Source organism: Streptomyces sp. HUAS 15-9 (assembly GCF_025642155.1).
Classification (GTDB): domain Bacteria; phylum Actinomycetota; class Actinomycetes; order Streptomycetales; family Streptomycetaceae; genus Streptomyces.
This window is the reverse complement of sequence record NZ_CP106798.1, coordinates 2,955,081-2,974,594: the sequence shown is the minus strand read 5'-3', so window position 1 is coordinate 2,974,594 and position 19,514 is coordinate 2,955,081. Positions and strand designations below refer to the sequence as shown.

At 70.4% G+C, this 19,514-nt stretch carries 18 protein-coding genes and 2 tRNA genes; 15 read left to right on the top strand and 5 right to left on the bottom strand.

Going from position 1 to position 19,514, the window contains the following annotated elements:
- The first annotated feature begins 53 nt into the window (after positions 1-53).
- Positions 54-1,124: an SCO2583 family membrane protein gene (locus N8I87_RS13635; protein WP_263208682.1), complete on the top strand. Its 1,071-nt coding sequence runs from the start codon at positions 54-56 to the stop codon at positions 1,122-1,124.
- A 297-nt stretch (positions 1,125-1,421) separates the two neighbouring features.
- Here N8I87_RS13635 and N8I87_RS13630 read toward each other — a convergent pair whose 3' ends face one another.
- Positions 1,422-2,501, bottom strand: a complete 1,080-nt coding sequence (locus N8I87_RS13630) for a M48 family metallopeptidase (protein WP_263208680.1) — start codon at positions 2,499-2,501, stop codon at positions 1,422-1,424.
- Positions 2,502-2,603: 102 nt separating this feature from the next.
- Between N8I87_RS13630 and N8I87_RS13625 the strand changes: the two genes are divergently transcribed.
- The 7 genes from N8I87_RS13625 (at position 2,604) to N8I87_RS13595 (ending at position 6,890) form a co-directional block, all read left to right on the top strand.
- A complete protein-coding gene (locus N8I87_RS13625; protein WP_263208679.1) occupies positions 2,604-2,765 on the top strand; it encodes a hypothetical protein in 162 nt (53 codons plus the stop codon).
- Between the two features lie 120 nt (positions 2,766-2,885).
- A complete protein-coding gene (locus N8I87_RS13620; protein WP_263208677.1) occupies positions 2,886-3,047 on the top strand; it encodes a hypothetical protein in 162 nt (53 codons plus the stop codon).
- Between the two features lie 78 nt (positions 3,048-3,125).
- Positions 3,126-3,812, top strand: a complete 687-nt coding sequence (gene nadD, locus N8I87_RS13615; protein ID WP_411577225.1) for a nicotinate-nucleotide adenylyltransferase — start codon at positions 3,126-3,128, stop codon at positions 3,810-3,812.
- 16 nt (positions 3,813-3,828) lie between these two features.
- Entirely contained in the window at positions 3,829-5,511 is a 1,683-nt protein-coding gene (locus N8I87_RS13610) for an LCP family protein (RefSeq protein ID WP_263208676.1), read from the top strand.
- A gap of 103 nt (positions 5,512-5,614) precedes the next feature.
- Positions 5,615-6,058, top strand: coding sequence for a ribosome silencing factor (gene rsfS, locus N8I87_RS13605; protein WP_263208675.1), 444 nt, complete (start codon positions 5,615-5,617; stop codon positions 6,056-6,058).
- A complete protein-coding gene (locus tag N8I87_RS13600) occupies positions 6,058-6,726 on the top strand; it encodes a histidine phosphatase family protein (protein WP_263208673.1) in 669 nt (222 codons plus the stop codon). Before rsfS ends, N8I87_RS13600 begins: the two co-directional genes overlap by 1 nt.
- Before the next feature lie 91 nt (positions 6,727-6,817).
- Positions 6,818-6,890 (top strand) — tRNA-Ala (locus N8I87_RS13595).
- 53 nt (positions 6,891-6,943) lie between these two features.
- Here the strand turns inward: N8I87_RS13595 and N8I87_RS13590 are convergent.
- Positions 6,944-7,852, bottom strand: coding sequence for a helix-turn-helix transcriptional regulator (locus N8I87_RS13590; RefSeq protein WP_263216438.1), 909 nt, complete (start codon positions 7,850-7,852; stop codon positions 6,944-6,946).
- Positions 7,853-7,975: 123 nt separating this feature from the next.
- Between N8I87_RS13590 and N8I87_RS13585 the strand changes: the two genes are divergently transcribed.
- From N8I87_RS13585 to N8I87_RS13575, 3 genes are all read left to right on the top strand, one after another.
- The gene (locus N8I87_RS13585; protein WP_263208671.1) at positions 7,976-9,445 is read left to right on the top strand and encodes an MFS transporter; all 1,470 of its coding nucleotides are present in this window, start codon (positions 7,976-7,978) and stop codon (positions 9,443-9,445) included.
- A gap of 69 nt (positions 9,446-9,514) precedes the next feature.
- Complete coding sequence (locus N8I87_RS13580) at positions 9,515-9,688, top strand: hypothetical protein (RefSeq protein ID WP_263208670.1); 174 nt, start codon at positions 9,515-9,517, stop codon at positions 9,686-9,688.
- Positions 9,689-9,691: 3 nt separating this feature from the next.
- Positions 9,692-9,925: a hypothetical protein gene (locus N8I87_RS13575; protein WP_006136074.1), complete on the top strand. Its 234-nt coding sequence runs from the start codon at positions 9,692-9,694 to the stop codon at positions 9,923-9,925.
- Here the strand turns inward: N8I87_RS13575 and N8I87_RS13570 are convergent.
- On the bottom strand, positions 9,915-11,114 hold the full coding sequence (locus N8I87_RS13570; RefSeq protein WP_263208646.1) for a glycosyltransferase 87 family protein: 1,200 nt from the start codon (positions 11,112-11,114) through the stop codon (positions 9,915-9,917). The genes N8I87_RS13575 and N8I87_RS13570 overlap by 11 nt on opposite strands.
- Positions 11,115-11,252: 138 nt before the next feature.
- On the opposite strand from N8I87_RS13570, the gene N8I87_RS13565 reads away from it, so the two are divergent.
- Positions 11,253-11,325: transfer RNA gene (locus N8I87_RS13565), tRNA-Ala, on the top strand.
- A 112-nt stretch (positions 11,326-11,437) separates the two neighbouring features.
- On the opposite strand, the gene N8I87_RS13560 is transcribed toward N8I87_RS13565, so the two are convergent.
- The gene (locus tag N8I87_RS13560) at positions 11,438-13,048 is read right to left on the bottom strand and encodes an NADH-quinone oxidoreductase subunit NuoF family protein (protein ID WP_263208644.1); all 1,611 of its coding nucleotides are present in this window, start codon (positions 13,046-13,048) and stop codon (positions 11,438-11,440) included.
- Positions 13,045-14,337: a cytochrome b/b6 domain-containing protein gene (locus N8I87_RS13555; protein ID WP_263208642.1), complete on the bottom strand. Its 1,293-nt coding sequence runs from the start codon at positions 14,335-14,337 to the stop codon at positions 13,045-13,047. The genes N8I87_RS13560 and N8I87_RS13555 overlap by 4 nt, the downstream gene beginning before the upstream one ends.
- Before the next feature lie 416 nt (positions 14,338-14,753).
- Between N8I87_RS13555 and leuS the strand changes: the two genes are divergently transcribed.
- The 3 genes from leuS (at position 14,754) to N8I87_RS13540 (ending at position 19,439) form a co-directional block, all read left to right on the top strand.
- Positions 14,754-17,639, top strand: a complete 2,886-nt coding sequence (gene leuS, locus N8I87_RS13550) for a leucine--tRNA ligase (RefSeq protein WP_263208641.1) — start codon at positions 14,754-14,756, stop codon at positions 17,637-17,639.
- Between the two features lie 138 nt (positions 17,640-17,777).
- Positions 17,778-18,521, top strand: a complete 744-nt coding sequence (locus N8I87_RS13545; protein ID WP_263208639.1) for a hypothetical protein — start codon at positions 17,778-17,780, stop codon at positions 18,519-18,521.
- Between the two features lie 72 nt (positions 18,522-18,593).
- Complete coding sequence (locus N8I87_RS13540) at positions 18,594-19,439, top strand: DegV family protein (protein WP_263208637.1); 846 nt, start codon at positions 18,594-18,596, stop codon at positions 19,437-19,439.
- Positions 19,440-19,514: the final 75 nt, after the last annotated feature.

Here is a 19,514-nt window from a genome sequence, read left to right as displayed (position 1 = left end):
CTTGTCGTGTACCAGGGCGTTTACCCGAGCCCCTCCAGACCTACTCTGAAAGTATGGGCGGGCCTGGAGACCCACCTGAGGGGACACCCGAGGGCGGCCCCGTGGGTGGCGAGGACGAGTACCGATCCGTCGTCTTCGACGAGTCGTTCGTCCGCGCTGCCCGGCTTCAGGAGTACTCCGCGCAGGAGCGCATGGCCGACCACGCGCCCGCCGTACGCCGTCGCCCACCCCTGCACCGGGGGCTGACCCGGCAGGCGCTGATCCTCGTCATGCTGATCGCCATCGCCTTCGGCACCGCGATCTACATGGGCGTACGTCACCCGTACAGCTCCCCGCAGGCCCGGCAGCCCGTCGAGCCCCTGCGGATGACCGTCATCCCGCTGTCCCCCCAGGGCAAGGTGCCCGGCTCGGCCGATGTCGAGTACCTGTACCGCCACAGCCCCGCCGCGCAGTACGCCGTCGGCGCCGAGGGGATTCCGCTGCCCGCCTCCCTGCGCACCGCCCACTTCTCGGACAGCGACGTCGTGACCGCCCTGAGCACGGCGAAGGACTACATAGTCCGCTCCTCGCTCTACCCCGAGGTGCTCAACAGCAGCCAGTTCCACCCCGCGCGCGTCCTGGTCGACCCCGACCAACTCGACCAGTTCGACCAGAGTTTCGAACACCCCGCCGCGGACGGCCGGCACGCGCCCACCGGCTGGCTGGTTCGCTTCGACCCCACCCACGCACAGCTGGCCGCACGCAAGATCCGTGTCCAGGGCACGCTGCAGGCCGCCGAGACCAACTCGTCCACGCTCGAGGTCACCGCGGACCACACCTTCGTGTACGCGCTCCGGCCGACCGGCGCCGACGACAAGGCCCTGGCGTCCCTGTTCACCGTCCGCCGCGAGCTGACGTTCCGCTTCGACCGGGACGACCTGCGCACGCACCAGACCCAGCTGGTCGTCTCCTATGTGCAGGCGGGCCCACTCTCCTGCGCCGGGGACTCCACCAAGTACCTCCACCCGCTCCTGGCCGGCCAGACCGCCAAGGCAGGCGGCCCGGCGGGCACCAACCCCTACGCCACGGGCAGCGCAACGGCCCTCTGCGGAACCCTGGCCACGGGGGCCGAACCGACGACGTGACGATCTCGTGGGCTGGGCTGGGCTGGGCTGGTCGAAGCCGGTGCCGTGCCAGGTCGTGGCGGTGGCCGTGTCGGAGCGGGTGCCGGTGCCCGTGCAGGGTCCTGCGTCAGCCGACGGCTGAGCTCGCGGCCGTAGTTCTGCCCCAGGCCCGCACCCGTCCCGGGGCCGTAACCCTGCCCCAGGCCCAGCCGTCCTGGCCGCGCCGGCCCCGCCCATGTCGCGGGCCCTCCCCGCCCTGCGGTGTCGGCCTCCCTGGCGCGCCGGCGCTTCGCGGCCCGGGGCCGGCTGACCCCGCGGTTACTCCTCGTCCTGCGGCGGAGCCTTCGGCGGGGGCGGGCTCGAGAAGCCGTCGAAGCCCCGCTTGACCCGGCCGCCCAGGTTCCCGGCCCCGCCGGCGAGATCGCTGACCAGCTTCATCAGCGGGTCCTTGGAGCTCTTCACATCACTGGCGTAGCTCGCCGCCGACTCACGGAACGAGTCGCTGACCGAGGTGTCCTTGTCCTCGCTGCGCCGCGGGTAGTGCCCGTCCAGGATCCGCTGGTAGTCGCGGGTCTCGGACCACTTCTTCAGCTCGGCCGCCCGCACCGCGGTGAAGGGGTGGGAGCGCGGCAGCACGTTGAGGATCTTCAGTACGGAGTCGCGCAGGTCGCCCCCCGCCTCGTACTCCTCGGCCTGCTGCAGAAATGCGTCCACGTTCATCTCGTGCAGATGGTTGCCGCCCGCGATCTTCATCAGACCGCGCATCGCGGCCTGCAGATCCTGGCCGACGAGCAGCCCCGCCCGGTCGGCGGACAGCTCCGACTTGCGGAACCACTCCCGCAGCGCCGTCACGATCGCCATGATCGCGAGGTTGCCCATCGGTATCCAGGCGATCCTGAGCGCGAGGTTCGTCAGGAACAGCAGGATCGTGCGGTACACCGCGTGACCGGACAGCGCGTGCCCCACCTCGTGGCCGACGACCGCCCGCATCTCCTCCTCGTCGAGCAGCTCGACGAGGCCCGTGCTGACGACGATGATCGGCTCGTCCAGGCCGATGCACATCGCGTTCGGCTGCGGGTCCTGCGTGACGTACATCGGCGGGACCTTCTCCAGGTCCAGGATGTAACAGGCGTCCCGCAGCATGTCGTTCAGATGCGAGAACTGCTGGTCCGACACGCGTACCGAGTCGGACAGGAACAGCAGCCGCAGGCTCCGCTCCGGCAGCAGCCCGCTGAGCGCCTTGAAGACGGTGTCGAAGCCGCTCAGCTTCCTCAGCGCCACCAGCGCGGAGCGGTCGGCCGGGTGCTCGTAGGCACGCGAGGAGATCCCCTGGAAGCGTCGGCGCTGCCTGCTCGGTACGCGCTCGTTCCCGTTCTGCTCGTGACCGTCGCTGGACATGTCATCCCCCATGTGCGTCTGTGTGCCCTATGTGCCCCCAAGGCAGGGACCAGCCTAGGCGGAGATACCGTGGACGGGCAGTACAGCCGAAGGAGCCACGTCATGGACCACCACCCCGCAGCCGCCTGGCTGACCGAGGCCGCGAGCGCCGCCCAGCAGCACGGGGCAGGCGATCTGCTCAGGATCGTCCTGATCGTGATGTTCTTCGGTTGTGCACTGACCGCCTGGTTCCTGCTGCGCGGGTACAAACAGAAGGACGACTGAGCCGCGGGTAACGTTCCCCGCTCGTCCCCAACGGCGGAGTCGGCGCGAGGGGCGTGGAGCCGCCCGCTTACGATGAGCCGACATCTTTATCCCGCCCACACCGGATAGGTCCTGCCGAAGATGAGCTTCCACAGCACCGCTGCCCAGTTGGTCACCCTCGCCGCCCAGGGCGAGGAGGGCGGCAACCACGACAGCCTCAACCCCCTCGTCACCGGCGGAGGCGCCTTCGTCGTCCTCCTGCTCCTGCTGTGGATCACCACCCGCTTCAACCGCGACCGCTGAGCGCGGACGCCCGTCACCGGGCCGCCCCCGGGGTCTGACGGACGAGGCCCGTGGGCCGGGCCGGTAGGGTCTGCACGCATGGAAGAGCAGGACATGCCTACCGGTCCGGCGAACGACATGGCGAACGACATGGTGAACGGCTCCGATGACAGGCCCGGCGACGGCTCCGTGAACACGGGCAAGCGCCGTCTCGGCGTCATGGGCGGTACGTTCGACCCGATCCACCACGGGCACCTCGTGGCGGCCAGCGAGGTCGCCGCACAGTTCCACCTGGACGAGGTCGTGTTCGTGCCCACGGGCCAGCCCTGGCAGAAGACCCACCGCAAGGTCTCCCCGGCCGAGGATCGCTACCTGATGACGGTCATCGCGACCGCCGAGAACCCGCAGTTCTCGGTGAGCCGCATCGACATCGACCGGGGCGGCCCCACCTACACCGTGGACACCCTGCGCGACCTGCGTGCGCTCAACCCCGACACCGACCTCTTCTTCATCACCGGTGCGGACGCCCTCGCACAGCTCCTGACCTGGCGCGACACCGAGGAGCTGTTCTCCCTGGCGCACTTCATCGGGGTCACCCGTCCGGGGCATCACCTCTCCGACGCCGGACTCCCGGAGGGCGGGGTCTCGCTCGTGGAGGTTCCCGCGCTGGCCATCTCTTCCACAGACTGCCGTGCGAGAGTCGCCAAGGGCGACCCCATCTGGTACATGGTGCCGGACGGGGTCGTGCGTTATATCGACAAGCGCGAGCTGTACCGCGGCGAGTGAACCGAGAGGGGCACCGGTGAACGACCGATACGACGCGGGATACGGCGGCGATCAGTACGAACTCGTCGGCTACGACGAGTACGGGCAGCCGGTCTACCGCCAGATCCCGGCGCAGCAGGCTCCGCGGCAGACGTACGACACGTACGCGCAGCAGGGCTACGGGTACGACCCGTACGCCACCGGGCAGCAGCAGCCCGTGCCGCCGTACGACGCCTACGACACCGGACAGCGGCCGACGGTGTCCTACGACCCGTACGGCACGGGCGCCCCCGACGCCGGCCAGGCACCCCCGTACGACCCCTACGGGCAGACCGCGGCGGCCGGCCGGCAGCCCCGGGCGGGCGGGCAGACCGCCCACATCCCGCAGCAGCCCGGACCCGACGAGGAGCCGGAACCGCAGGCCCCGGCCGCCCGTGGACGCGACTACCGCACCGAGCAGTTCGCGTTCGTCGAGGAGCCGGACGGCAACTCCGAGGACGTCATCGACTGGCTGAAGTTCACGGAGAACCGCACCGAGCGCCGCGAGGAGGCCCGCCGCCGCGCCCGCAGCCGGGTCGTCGCCCTCGCCGTCGTCCTTGCGCTGGTCGCCGTCGGCGGTGTCGGCTACCTCTGGTACGCCGGGAAGCTGCCCGGTCTGCCCTCCTCCGGCTCCAAGTCCGGCACGACGACGTCCGCGGCCGCCCAGAACCGCGACGTGATCGTCGTCCATCTGCACAACACCGGCAAAGGCGGCACCTCCACCGCGCTGCTGGTCGACAACACCACCACCAAACAGGGCACGACCGTCCTGCTGCCCAACTCCCTCGCCCTGACCGACGACGCCGGCGGCACCACGACCCTCGCCAAGTCGGTCGACGACGACGGCTCCTCCGGGACCCGGGACCAGCTCGACACCGTCCTCGGCACCAACATCGAGGGCACCTGGCGCCTGGACACCCCCTATCTGCAGAATCTCGTCGAGCTGGTCGGCAACATCGACGTCGACACCAACGCCGACGTGCCCGACCCGGCCACGAAGAAGAAGGGCAGCGGGCCCCTCGTCCACAGGGGCAAGGACCAGACCCTCAGCGGCAAGATGGCCGTCGCCTACGCCACCTACCGAGCCTCCGGCGAGGCCCAGAACGCCCAGCTGGAGCGGTTCGGCCAGGTCATGCAGGGTGTGCTGCGCAAGTTGTCCTCCGACGCCTCGGCGGCCACGATCACGGTGCAGACCCTCGCGCAGATCCTCGACCCCTCCCTGACCGACAAGGACCTGGGCACCTTCCTCGCCAAGCTTGCCGACCTCGCCAAGGGCGGCGACTACAAGACGGCCCTGCTGCCCGTCCAGACCGACGGCACGCTGAGCGCCCAGACCAGCTCCAGCGTGGTCAAGGACGTCCTCGGCGGCACCGCCAAGAGCCCCGACGCCGGCTCCGCGGTCCGGGTCTCCGTGCAGAACGCCACCGGCGTCAAGGACAACACCGAGAAGGCCCGCGTGGTCCTCCTCAACGGCGGCTTCACCTTCCTGGAGGCCGGTACGGCGTCCACCACCCAGGCGGCCTCGAAGGTGATCTACTCCTCCGCCGCCGACAAGGAGAACGCCACCGAGGTCGCCAAGACCCTGGGGCTGCCGACCAGCTCCGTCACCAAGGGCAAGGTCAGCTCCAACGCCAGCGTTTCGGTGGTTCTCGGCCAGAACTACACGCCGTCCTCCTCCTGAGGAAGGCTCCGGGGCACCCCTCGTGATCCGATAATCACGTGGGGTGCCCTCGGCGGTCCGTGAGACCCTTGATGTCAAGTGACCGCCGACGGAAAGCCACGCAGTGACCGCCACCGACCGTTCCATCGACCTCATCAACACCGCCGCCCAGGCGGCCGCCGACAAGCTCGCCCATGACGTCATCGCCTACGACGTCAGCGATGTGCTCTCGATCACGGATGCCTTCCTGCTGGCGTCCGCCCCCAACGACCGCCAGGTCAAGTCGATCGTCGACGAGATCGAGGAGCGGCTCCTGAAGGAGCTCGGCGCCAAGCCGGTGCGCCGTGAGGGCGACCGCGAGGCCCGTTGGGTCCTGCTCGACTACGTCGACATCGTCGTCCACGTGCAGCACAGCGAGGAGCGCGTCTTCTACGCCCTGGAGCGGCTGTGGAAGGACTGCCCCGAGCTCGAGCTGCCCGCCGACGCCAAGGCCACCCGTGGCAAGGCCGAGGAGCACGCCAAGCTGCAGGCCGCCGAGGACGCGGCCGAACTGGACGGGGAGTGGTGATGAGCCCCACGGGTGAGGTGACCGACAGGAAGGACCGGGGCCGCCGGATCATCCTGTGGCGGCACGGGCAGACCGCCTGGAACGTGGAGCGCCGCTTCCAGGGCTCCACGGACGTCGAGCTCACCGAGACCGGTGTCGGCCAGGCCCGGCGCGCGGCGCGGCTGCTCGCCTCCCTGAAACCCGACGTGATCGTCTCCTCGGACCTCCAGCGCGCCATGAACACGGCCGCCGAGCTCGCGGAGCTCACCGGTCTGGAGGTCGCCCGTGACGAGGCCCTGCGCGAGACCTACGCGGGCGTCTGGCAGGGCCTGACGCACGAGGAGATCATCGCCCGGTACGGCAAGGAGTACGCCGCGTGGAAGCGCGGCGAGCCCGTCCGCCGCGGCGGCGGCGAACTGGAGACCGAGGTCGCCGACCGCGCGGCCCCCGTCGTGCTGCGGCACGCCGAGAAGCTGCCTGAGGACGGCACCCTCGTGGTGGTCAGCCACGGCGGCACCATTCGCACGACCCTCGGGCGTCTGCTCGGCCTGGAGGCCAACCACTGGGAGAGTCTCGGCGGCCTCTCCAACTGCTGCTGGTCCGTCCTCGGCGAGGGCGTACGCGGCTGGCGCCTGCTGGAGCACAACGCGGGCACCCTCCCCGAGCCCGTCCTCGGCGACGACGACTGAGCGTCCTTCGCGCCCGGACCCCGGATTTCGCTTTCCGGCAGGTCGCAGGCTAAAGTTCTTCTTGTTCGCCCGCCGAGCGGGAGGAACGTACGGGGCTATAGCTCAGTTGGTAGAGCGCCTGCATGGCATGCAGGAGGTCAGGAGTTCAATTCTCCTTAGCTCCACGGATCGACACTCTCTTGAGTTGTCAAAGATCGGTGATGAGGATCCCGTCCCCTCAGGGGGCGGGATCTTCTGCGTTCCACCTACGGATGAACCCGGCAGCTTTGCCGTCCCGCGGCGGCCACAGCCGCTGTCTGCGCTCCCGGAGCAACACGAGCTTCTCGCGGGCCTCTTCGCCCTCCGGTGTGTAGACCACGATCCGGCACTCCGGCATCCCGTCCACCGACAGCGACTGCGAGGTCATCCGCAGTTCCCCCACCGCTTCGTGACGGAATGTCTTCACCCGTGGCCCCGGTTGCGCCACCGCACCGCTCGCCCACAGCTCGGCGAAGTACGGGCTGGCCGCCGCCAGCGCGCGTATGTGGTTCTCCCAGGCGGGCTCGCCGACATGTCTGCCGTACGAGGACCGCAGAGTGGCCACCATGACCGGCAGTTCGCGCTCGAGGTGCACCACCGGGCAGGCCTCCTCGGGCACCGTGCACAGCGACCACAGCACGTTCGGCACACCGCTCCTGAGGGTCGCCGGCACCGCGAACAGATCCCGGTAGGGCGGGTTGGCGGCGAGGATGTCGTACCGCGCGTTGTAGACCACCGCCAGGAGCGGGTCGAGGGCGTCGATGATGCCCTGCACCTCCGGTCCGACCGTCCGCGTCGGACTCTCCGGGGCCGCGTCGAAGGGCACCTCCGCCAGGCGGTACAGATGTTCCCGCTCCGGCGGATCCAGCCCCAGGGTGCGCGCGACGGCGTCCAGCACTTGCGCGGACGCGTTGATCGGGCGGCCCTGCTCCAGCCATGTGTACCAGGTCACGCCCACGCCCGAGAGCTGGGCGACCTCTTCCCTGCGCAGTCCCGGTGTGCGCCTGCGCAGCCCCGGTGGCATGCCGACGTCGGCCGGTGTCACCCGGGCGCGCCTGCCGCGCAGGAAAGCGGCCAGCTCCGGCCTGCGGCGCTGTGTCGTCCTCATCGTCACGTCCCCCGTCGTCACGTTTTCATCGTCGGCGCCCGGTCCGTCCCCTGCCAGGTGCTGTCAGTACCAGCATCGGCGGGCTCTCGGCACCCGTACCGCCGCGTCGCCAGGCTCGACCGCATGACGACGACCATCCGAACGGAACCGGGTCCCACGCCCGCTCCGGGCCCTGCGATCAGTGAAGCACCCGGCACTGACAACCGGCCCCGGCTGCTGCTCACGCTCGTGCTCACCGCACAGTTCATGGCGGTCCTCGACGTCTTCATCGTGAACGTCGCGGCCCCCACCATCAGTTCCGAACTCCACGCCTCCGGCGCCGACCTGCAACTGGTGATCGCCGGATACACCATCACCTACTCCGTGCTGCTGATCACCGGCGCACGACTCGGCGACCGGTTCGGCCACGGCCGCGTCCACCTCTTCGGCCTCGCCCTGTTCACCGCCGCCTCGCTCGCCTGCGGCCTGGCCGAGGGCTCCACCGAACTGATCGTGTTCCGGCTGGTGCAGGGCGCCGGCTCGGCGGTGATGATCCCGCAGGTGCTCAGCCTGATCCAGCGCACCTTCACCGGCGAGGCCCGGGTCCGGGCGCTCGGCGCGTACTCGGCGGTCCTCGCCGTGGGCGCCGCGGCCGGGCAGACCATCGGCGGGCTGCTGGTCAGCGCCGACCTCCTCGGCACCGGCTGGCGGCCGGTCTTCCTGGTGAATGTGCCGGTGGGCGCCGTACTGCTGCTGCTCGGCAGGCGTGTCCTGCCCAGGGGCGGCGCGTCCGGGCCCGGCGCGGCGCGGGGCCTGGACCTGCCGGGGCTGGTGCTGCTCGGTGCCTCCGTCTCGCTGCTCACGGTGCCGCTGGTGCTCGGGCAGGAGGAGGACTGGCCGCTGTGGACCTGGCTGTCGCTGGCGGCCGCCGTGGTCCTCTTCGCGCTGTTCTGCGGCTACGAGGCCCGGCTGGCCCGGCGCGGCGGCGCCCCGCTGATCGCGCCCCGGGTGCTGCGGCACCCCGGGATGGGACTTGCCGTGTTCCGCATCCTGGCCGTCATGGCGGTCAACGCCGGATTCCTGTTCGCGCTCACGCTGCACCTCCAGGGCGGCCTCGGGTACAGCGCGCTGCGCGCCGGTCTCGGCTTCGCGCCGACCGCGGTGGTCTTCGGCGTGGTCGGGCTGACCTGGCGGCACTGGCCCGCCTCCTGGCAGCGGGCGCTGGCCCCGGCCGGCTTCGCGCTCACCGCCGTGTCGGTGGCCGGCGTCGGTCTAGCGCTTCGCGGCGGTGGCGACGGCGGAGCCGGGCTGTACGCCGCGTTCGTCGCCCTGGGCGCCGGGCTCGCGCTCGCCTTCGGCCCGACCCTCACCGGGGCGCTGGCGGCGGTGCGGCCGCAGGACGCGGCGGACGCCAGCGGGCTGCTCGCGACGGTCACCCAGCTCGGTCAGCTGATCGGCGTGGCGGCGTTCGGCACACTGTTCCTGAACCGCCTTGAGTCACTTGGGGCCCCAGCGGCGTATACCTCTGCGGAGGCGCTTTCCGCGTGCATGTGGGCACTGGCCGGCACCGCCTCGGCGGGTGCCGTGTCCGGACTGGTACTGAGGCGTCGCTGACCGTATTGGCCCGGCCGTGGCAGAATCAAACGGCCGGAAGGGGGCGCCGCCCGACGGGAGGGAGTAGCGATGCCTGCGAGCATCCTCGGGGAGGTGGGCCACCTCCCCGCTGCGACGTTGATACGGGACACGGCCACCCGTCTCAGCTGCCCTTCCTGCGGTTCCGGCCATGTGGCCCAAGTGCTCGGCGACAACGGCGGGATCTCCTACGTGTGCACGGCCTGCGGCCACAGCTGGAGCTGATCGATGGGTGCGCACAGGCGAAAGTGCGACTGGTGCGGGAGCGGAACGCCGATCGTCCGGGACATGGAGCCGATCAACCCCGACTACCAGTACTGGTGCGAGGAATGCGCGCGGGCGCTGATCATAAAAGGCGACCCGATCGAGACGTACCGCGAGCTTGAGGGCGAGCCGATCTACGGCCGACTCCTCGAGGAGCACTGCACGCTCAAGCGGTTCTACTCGTTCGTCACGGCCTGACCCCGGCCGGGCCTCGGCAACGATGTCCGGCCAGCGCCAGGAAGACCAGTCCGGCCCCCGCGTAGAGCCCGGACAGCGCCAACGCGACGCCCCCCTGGTGCAGTTCGGGCCGCCCCGGACCGTGGGGCACCCACCACAGGGCGTACGAGCAGAAGACCAGCCCGGTGCCCAGGGCGGCCGCCCGGTGCCCGTGCGTCCACAGCAGCAGTACCAGTGGCACACACCACACCCAGTGGTGCGACCACGAAACCGGGCTGATCAGCAGCGCCGTCACCGCGCAGGCCGCCACCGCCCACGCCCGCCGGTCCCGCAGCTCCGCCAGGACCGCCACCGACAGCCCTGTCACGGCCACCAGAGCCGCGAGGGCGGCCCAGAGGGCTCCCGGGGCCGGCGCGTGCAGCAGACGCGCCAGAACGCCGCGCAGGGCCTGGTTGGCGGTTTCCTCGGCATGCCCCACCCGGTTCGCGCGGAAGAGCATGCGGGTCCAGAACCGCCACGAGTCGTGCGGCAGGACGGCCGCCGCGAGCAGCGTCGCCCCGGCGAACGCGGCGGCCGCCCCGCGCGCGTGCCGCAGCCAGGGCCGTCCGTCGCCGCCCCTGAGGTGCGCCACGCAGCCGGTGGCGAGCAGGAACACCGCGAACAGCGCAGGCGTCAGCTTGACCGCCGCGGCGAGCCCCAGGCCGGCTCCGGCCCAGCGGGCCGGGCCGTCGCCCGGACGGCGAGACAGATCCCACAGCACCAGGACGGCGAGCAACAGATTGACCTGTCCGTAGCGCAGCGTCGTCCACACCGGCTCGCACCACACCGCCGCCGCCGCGACCCACCAGACGCTCTCCACGCGCGCGTGCCCCACGAGATTCAGCGACAGCCGCACGAACGCCACCAGCAGGGCGAGGTTCGCGGCCGTCGCCGTCGCGCGCAGGAGCGGGGTGTCCAGGAGCGTCAGCGGAGTGAACAGCAGGGCCGCGAACGGCGGGTACGTCGTGGGCAGATGCTCGGGGGTCGCCCGCAGCGCGTACAGGTCGCCGCCCGCGCGGACGGCCGCGCCCTCGGCCCGGTACACCATCAGGTCGATCATCGACACGTGCGCGGCCCGCTGAGCGAACCAGAACGCGGTGAACGAGAAGAGGCACGCCCCCAGGGCGACCGATGTGCTGCGGTGGGCTCCGGGGATCGCGATCACGGACACGAAGCACGACACTAGCGCTCGAATCCGTACAGACCGGAAACGATTTGGTGGTGCACCCCTTCGACCGTGTAATGTTGGCGTCGTCGCCGGGGAAACCGGGCGATACGGTGAACATGCGAGTCCATCGCATGGCCGCACGGGGCTATAGCTCAGTTGGTAGAGCGCCTGCATGGCATGCAGGAGGTCAGGAGTTCAATTCTCCTTAGCTCCACAGAAGTCGAGGGCGGGTCATCCGATCGGATGACCCGCCCTCGACGTGTACGGGGCGGTCCGGGTACGACGCGGGCGGGCCACCCGAGCCGGGTGACCCGCCGTTCTTGTGCTCAGCGGCCGAGGGCGCGGCGGCCGCGGCCCTGGGAGAGGACCGGAAGGTTGCGGGACGGCGCCTGCGAGCGCGTGTCCTCCTCGATGCGCAGCGCCAGAGCCGGGCAGCGGCGCACCGCGCGCAGCGCCTTCGCCTCCGCGTACTGCGGCACCTTCGCCTGGGCGACGGTCGGGAAGCCGTCGGCGCCGAGCTGGAAGACCTCCGGGAGGATGTCCGCGCACAGGCCGTGACCCCGGCACAGCGTCCAGTCCACGTAGATCTTCTGGCGGCTGCCTCCGGTCTCCTCCGGCTCTGCGCCGCCCGGGATGCCCGACGGGGTCCTGCCCCCCTCGAAGAGCGGCAGAACGCCCTCCACGGGCCTTCCACAGCCGTTTCCGAGGACATGGGCGGCGAGGTCGTCGGTGAACGCCTTGATGGTCGATTCCAGGAACATCGCCGAGCCGTCCGGGTGCGAGCACGCGCCGCGCCGCTTCACGTTCTTGGCGACCTGCTTGAGGGCCTCCAGGGCGGCCGGTCCGCCGCCGTTGAGGATGTCCTCCATGCCGCGCGCGGCGGCGGGCAGCCCGAGGTAGCAGGGACCGCACTGGCCCGCGCTCTCCTCGGCCAGCCACTGGGCCACCCGCAGCGACTCGCCCAGCGGGCACGTCTCCTGAGTGATCGGCAGAATGGCGCCGGCCCCGAGCGCGCCGCCCACCGCGTCCAGGGAGTTGCGGGAGACGATCGCCTCGTTGACCGTCGCCGCGTCGATCCACTTGCCGTGGTAGCCGCCGGTCAGCACGCCCTGCGGCACCGGCGGGGCGCCGGCCAGCTGGAGGACGTAGCGCAGCGGCACGCCGGTGGGGACCTCGATCACCATCGGGCGGGCGACCGCGCCGGAGACCGTCAGCATGACGGTGCCCGGCTCGTCGTACAGGCCGGTGTTGCCGTAGCGCTCCGGGCCGATGCGGGCAGCGATCGCCAGCTGCGCGAACGTCTCGGCGTTCGACAGCAACGTGGGCGCGCCGCCTACGCCGTTCTGCGAGGCGCTGGACTTGCGGCCGGGCGGGATCGCCGGGCCGCCGTCGATCGAGCGGACCAGCGACGAGGCGGCGCCGGTGACCATGCGGACCGGGTTGCGCTGGACGAACGCCTTGAGCGCCGACCGACGGCCGTTGGACAGGCCGCGTTCGGCGAGCGCGGCCTCCATGGAACGCTGGGTCGACTCACGGGTGACCCCCACCACGAGCGTGCGGGCACCCAGGGCCTCGGCGCACAGCAGCGCGCCGTCCAGGATCAGGTGCGGGGCACGGTTGATCAGCACCGTGTCCTTGCGGCAGGCCGGTTCGTCCTCGCTTCCGTTGACGACGACGACCGGCCGTACGCCGCGCTTGATCGCCGCTTCGGCGACCGAGCGCAGCTTCTTGTGGAAGGGGAAGCCCGCGCCGCCGCGGCCCTTGAGGTTGATCCGTTCGGACAGCTGCGCGAGCTGTTCGCCGCCCAGGGGTTCAAGCGGCCCGTGCACCTTCAGGTGCATGGGCAGATCGAGCCTTTCGACAAGGTCGAAGCCCGACGTGAGCTGAGGAAGCCCGACCACGCGGACTTCTGGAACGTCGGGCAGGGCCTCGTTCACCTATAGCCTCCGGAAGGCGTGTTCCAAGGTTCGCCCGAACCCGGCGTGTCGTACGACGTGCCGGGGGATGGTTCATTGGCGGGACCGCTGTTGTACGTGTCGTTCGAGTTGTACGTGCCGTAGAGGTTGTTCGTCTCACCGGTGTCGTACACATCACTTCCGCGATACCCGGCACCGCCCGAATTGCCATAGACCGGAATGTTGTATCCGGTGTCCTGGAGCGGGTCGTACGCCGACGGCGGCGCCTCGCCCACCGGCGGGGGAGAGGGGACCGGCCAACTGCCCGACGTGCTGGAGGGGCCGTCCATGCGCGGCATCGCCGCCGTGGCCTGCATGTCCAGCGGCAGATCCATGCGTGCGGTCTGGTCGGCGGCGAAGCCCTGCTCGGGGCGTGAGGGCGTCTTCACGGCCCGGTAGGCGGCCGCGAAGCCGGACGCGGGCTCGGGGGTCGCCGCGGTGCCGTAGGCGGCTGCCATGGGAGATGCCGCCGTGTCCGTAAACGACGGCCTGGCCGGGCGCTCGTTCTCGTAGCCCGGCAGTCCGGACGGGGCCTCCGCCGTCCGGGCCCGGCTCGCGTCAATACCCTCGAGGCCGGAGCGCTCCTCGCTGCCGATGATCGCGACGATCCGGTCGGCGACCTTGCGCTTGAAGCTGCGCGGCGCGGCGCGCAGGGCGAGGGCCGCCATCACTCCGACCAGGGACAGCTCGTACGACACCATGAAGAACGTCTTCGCCGGACGTCCCGCGAACAGGCCGTGGATGATGGCCGCGCACAGGGCCGGGTAGGCCAGCATGTGCATCGCGCGCCAGCGTGCGGCCACCGGTGCCGGGGACGCGAACTGGTTGCGCAGCGCGCCGGTGACACCGACGAAGATCATGAGCAGACCGGCCAGGGAGCCGAGGCCGATGAGCCCGCCGCTGCCCGAGAAGCCGAGGCTGAAGGGGATCAGCGCGGCGATCAGGACGGTGTGCTCGATCGCCAGCTTGATCGCGATGTGCACCAGGAGGAACGCGATCGAGGCGACCGCGGTCACCCGGTGGATGCCTTGGGCAATGATCCGCTGGCGGATGTCGAGGATGAGCCGGTCCTGGGCGATCAGGCCCCAGATCACCGAGCAGGTGAGGCAGACGAGCGACAGGACGCCCGCACCGAAGTTGAGGAAGTCCTGGAGCCAACTGCCTCCGTTCAGTACCACCACGGGTATGAGCAGCAGGACGACAGCCGTCGCCACCCCATAGGCCGACCGGCCGGGTTTGGGGAGCGAGCTGTTACTACGACGAGGGTTCATGGGGGCAACTCCGAGCAGTTCGGGAAAGCGGTCCCGCTGCCGAACTCTAAGCGGCGCCATACCGATCAGTACGAGGTTTGAGTTATTGCGTTGTTATCAAAGGACAATGCTGTTGATGCGATGTCCCCTAGTGCGGTGTTACGCGAAGTAAGCTCTGACCTTGGTTCAGACCTTGCTTGCGTTTTTGTTGTGTCAGCCAGGCATACGGAAGCGCGTCGCGACTTGCTCAACGCCTGCGGTACCCTGACGCCATGCGTGCCGTACGCCTTCTGCTTAGCGGGCCGCGCTGATCAGTCCCGACCGCCGGGTGAACCGGGCGGCCGGCATCGGCGCGGCATCCCCTCCTGCGTGAGGGGATTTTTCGTTTCTAGGACGACACGCCGCAGGCAGAGACGACCGATGGAGCTTTGAGGATCATGAGCGAGACGAACCCCGCTGCCGCCGCTGCTACATCAGCGGAGGCGGCGCCGCACCGCTACACGGCTGCCATGGCGGCCGAGATCGAGGCACGCTGGCAGGACTTCTGGGACGCCGACGGCACCTACGCCGCTCCGAACCCGAAGGGCGACCTGGCCGGCGACCCCGAGCTGGTCGCCAGGCCCAAGAAGTTCATCATGGACATGTTCCCGTACCCCTCGGGTGCGGGCCTGCACGTCGGTCACCCCCTGGGCTACATCGCCACCGATGTCTACGCCCGCTTCCAGCGCATGACCGGCCACAACGTCCTGCACACCCTGGGCTTCGACGCCTTCGGCCTGCCCGCCGAGCAGTACGCCGTGCAGACCGGCACGCACCCGCGCGTGTCCACCGAGGCCAACATCGAGAACATGAAGTCCCAGCTGCGCCGGCTGGGCCTGGGCCACGACAAGCGCCGGTCGTTCGCGACGATCGACCCGGACTACTACAAGTGGACCCAGTGGATCTTCCTGCAGATCTTCAACTCCTGGTACGACGACGAGGCGAACAAGGCCCGTCCGATCTCCGGGCTGATCGCCCAGTTCGAGAGCGGCGAGCGCGCCGTACCCGGTGACCACGGGCGCGCCTGGAACCAGCTGACCGCCACCGAGCGCGCCGACGTCCTGGGCGAGTACCGGCTGGCCTACGCCTCCGACGCCCCGGTCAACTGGTGCCCCGGCCTGGGCACCGTGCTGGCCAACGAGGAGGTCACCGCCGACGGCCGCTCCGAGCGCGGCAACTTCCCGGTCTTCAAGGCCAAGCTGCGCCAGTGGAACATGCGCATCACCGCCTACGCCGACCGGCTGCTGGCGGACCTGGCGGAGCTGGACTGGCCCGAGGCCATCAAGCTGCAGCAGCGCAACTGGATCGGCCGCTCCGAGGGCGCCCGCGTCGACTTCCCGATCGACGGCGAGCACATCACGGTCTTCACCACGCGCCCCGACACCCTGTTCGGCGCGACCTACATGGTGCTGGCCCCCGAGCACCCGCTGGTCGAGAAGTTCACGCCTCAGGCCTGGCCTGAGGGCACCCACGCGGTGTGGACCGGCGGCCACGCGACCCCGGCCGAGGCCGTCGCCGCGTACCGCGCACAGGCCGGTGCCAAGTCCGACGTGGAGCGGCAGGCCGAGGCCAAGGACAAGACCGGCGTCTTCACCGGCGCGTACGCCACCAACCCGGTCAACGGCGAGCGGATCCCCGTCTTCATCGCCGACTACGTGCTGATGGGCTACGGCACCGGCGCGATCATGGCCGTCCCTGCGGGCGACCAGCGCGACTTCGCGTTCGCACGCGCCTTCGAACTGCCGATCCACTGCATCGTCGAGCCGACCGACGGCCGCGGCACCGACACGTCGACGTGGGAGGACGCCTTCTCGTCGTACGACGCGAAGATCATCAACTCCTCCAACGACGACATCAAGCTGGACGGCCTGGGCGTCGCCGACGCCAAGGCGCGCATCACGGAGTGGCTGGAGCGCAAGGGCATCGGCCAGGGCACCGTCAACTTCCGTCTGCGCGACTGGCTGTTCAGCCGCCAGCGCTACTGGGGCGAGCCCTTCCCGATCGTCTACGACGAGGACGGCATCGCCCACTCGCTGCCCGAGTCGATGCTGCCCTTGGAGCTGCCCGAGGTTGAGGACTACTCGCCGCGCACCTTCGACCCGGACGACGCCGACACCCAGCCCGAGACCCCGCTGTCCCGCAACGCGGACTGGGTCAACGTCACCCTGGACCTGGGCGACGGACCGAAGAAGTACCGCCGCGAGACCAACACCATGCCCAACTGGGCCGGTTCCTGCTGGTACGAGCTGCGCTACCTGGACCCGCACAACAGCGAGAAGCTGGTCGACCCGGAGATCGAGCAGTACTGGATGGGCCCGCGCGCGGGCCAGCCGCACGGCGGCGTCGACCTGTACGTCGGCGGTGCCGAGCACGCCGTGCTGCACCTGCTGTACGCCCGCTTCTGGTCCAAGGTCCTGTACGACCTGGGGCACGTCTCCTCCGCCGAGCCGTTCCACAAGCTGTTCAACCAGGGCATGATCCAGGCCTACGTCTACCGCGACAGCCGCGGCATCGCGGTGCCCGCCGCCGAGGTGGAGGAGCGCGACGGCGCCTACTACTACGCGGGCGAGAAGGTCTCCTGCCTGCTGGGCAAGATGGGCAAGTCCCTGAAGAACGCGGTGACTCCGGACGAGATCGCCGCCGAGTACGGCGCCGACACGCTGCGCCTGTACGAGATGGCGATGGGCCCGCTGGACGTCTCCCGGCCGTGGGACACGCGCGCGGTGGTGGGCCAGTTCCGGCTGCTGCAGCGGCTGTGGCGCAACATCGTCGACGAGGCGACCGGCGAGGTCACCGTCTCCGGCGCCGAGCCCGACGAGGAGACGCTGCGCGCCCTGCACAAGGCGATCGACGGCGTTCGCAAGGACCTGGAGGGCCTGCGCTTCAACACCGCCATTGCCAAGGTCACCGAGCTGAACAACCACCTGACCAAGGCGGGCGGAGCCCTGCCGCGCCCGGTCGCCGAGTCCCTGGTGCTGATGGTCGCGCCGCTGGCCCCGCACATCGCCGAGGAGCTGTGGCGCCGGCTGGGCCACACCGACTCGGTCGTCCACCAGGACTTCCCGGTCGCCGACCCGCGGTACGTCGTGGACGAGACCGTGACCTGCGTCGTGCAGATCAAGGGCAAGGTCAAGGCCCGCCTGGAGGTCCCGCCGGCCATCTCCGACGAGGAACTGGAGAAGGTGGCGCTGGCCGACGAGAACGTCGTACGGGCGCTGGGCGGCGCGGGGATCCGCAAGGTGATCGTGCGGGCACCGAAGCTGGTGAACATCGTCCCGGCCTGAGCGGTCGGCGCCTCGGGGTAGTCCCCTACGGGCAGGTTCGGGGTTCTTCCGGAACTCCGGACCTGCCTGCTGCGTTTACCGTGGAGAAGCACGAAGAGCGGCGCGGCGCGTGCCGCGAGGGGTCTGAGGAGGAGCGTCGTGGAAGCATTCTTCACCGTCTTCGCCCTGCTCTTCCTGCTCTTCGTGGTCCTGGGCACCTATGCGGTGGTCAAGGCGATCGGCGCGGCCAAGCGAGGCGTCGACCGCACGATCACGCAGGCGCGCCGCACGGTCGAGGACCACACCCTGCGCGCCAAGTCCTTCACCCAGATCGGCCCGGCGGCCGAGATCGCCCAGCTCCGGCTCACCCTGCGCACCTCGATGCGCGCCACCCAGGACGCGCTGCACTCGGGCGTCGCCGAGGACGAGTCGCTCAGGGAGTCCCTCGGCCTCTTCCAGCGGCTGAGCGTGCACGGACACGAACTGGACGAAGAGCTCAAGCGCATGGAGTCCGAGCCGGACCGTGCCACGCTCGCGGCCCGGCTGCCCGAGCTGCGCAAGCGCACCGAGCGCATCACCCGGTCCGCCGACTCGCTGCGCTGGGCGGTCCGCGACCGGGCCCAGCGCTTCGCCGACGACGATCTGGACGCGCTCAGCGCCCAGATCGACGTCGAGACCGGCGCGCTGCGGCACTGGACCCGCTCGGACACCGAGGACACGCCCACTCCGTGGCCCGAGGCTCCGACCGACGCCGACGCCGACGCCCGCACCGCACAGCAGACCTGGCCCGGGACCCCGGGGTCCGGCACCGCCGACGAGTCGACCCGGACCGCCATCACCCCGCCCGGCGCACGCCCTTCCTATCCGTGGCAGAAGAAGCCCCGCCCCGAGAGCACGACTTGATCCGGCCGGTCCCGGCCCAGGTGAGAGGGGTCGGGCTGCCGTTCGGCCAGCACGCCAGGTAACCTCCAGCTCATGTCCCGCCATGTCGCGATCGTCACCGATTCAACGGCCTACCTGCCGCCGCGGACGATGGAGCGCCACGGCATCACCGCGGTGCCCCTGACGGTGGTCATCGGTGACCAGGCGCTCGAAGAGGGCACCGAGATCTCGACCCGCTCCCTCGCCCAGGCACTGCAGAAGAGGCGCCCGGTCACCACCTCCCGCCCCGGCCCACAGGTGTTCGCGGAGACCTACCGCAGCGTCGCCGAGTCCGGGGCCAGTGGCATCGTCTCGCTCCACCTCTCCGCCGAGTTGTCGGGCACCTACGACGCGGCGGTCGTCGCCGCGCGCGAGGCACCGGTGCCGGTGCGGGTGGTGGACACCGGGATGGTCGCGATGGCGCTCGGCTTCTGCGCGCTCGCCGCCGCCGAGGCGGCCGAGGCGGGCGGCACCGTGGACGAGGCTGTCACGGCCGCGGAGAAGCGGGCCGCAGGTACCTCCGCGTACTTCTACGTCGACACGCTCGACTATCTGCGCCGCGGCGGCCGCATCGGCGCCGCCCAGGCCCTGCTGGGCTCCGCGCTCGCCGTGAAACCACTGCTGCAACTGGACGGCGGCCGCATCGAACTCCTCGAAAAGGTGCGTACGGCATCGAAGGCGATCGCCCGGCTGGAGGAGATCGTGGCCGACCGGGCCGGCACCGCCGAGGTCGACATCGCCGTCCATCATCTCGCCGCCCCCGACCGGGCGTCGGCCCTCGCCGACCGGCTGCGGACCCGGGTGTCCGGACTGGCCGACCTGCATGTGAGCGAGGTCGGGGCGGTGATCGGGGCGCACACGGGCCCCGGACTGCTGGGCGCCGTCGTCTCCCCGCGATGACAGCTGCCGCACCCGTGCGAGTGCCGGAGTTTTCCACAACCGGTCGCTGATCCACGGAAATTGAGCAAGATCATC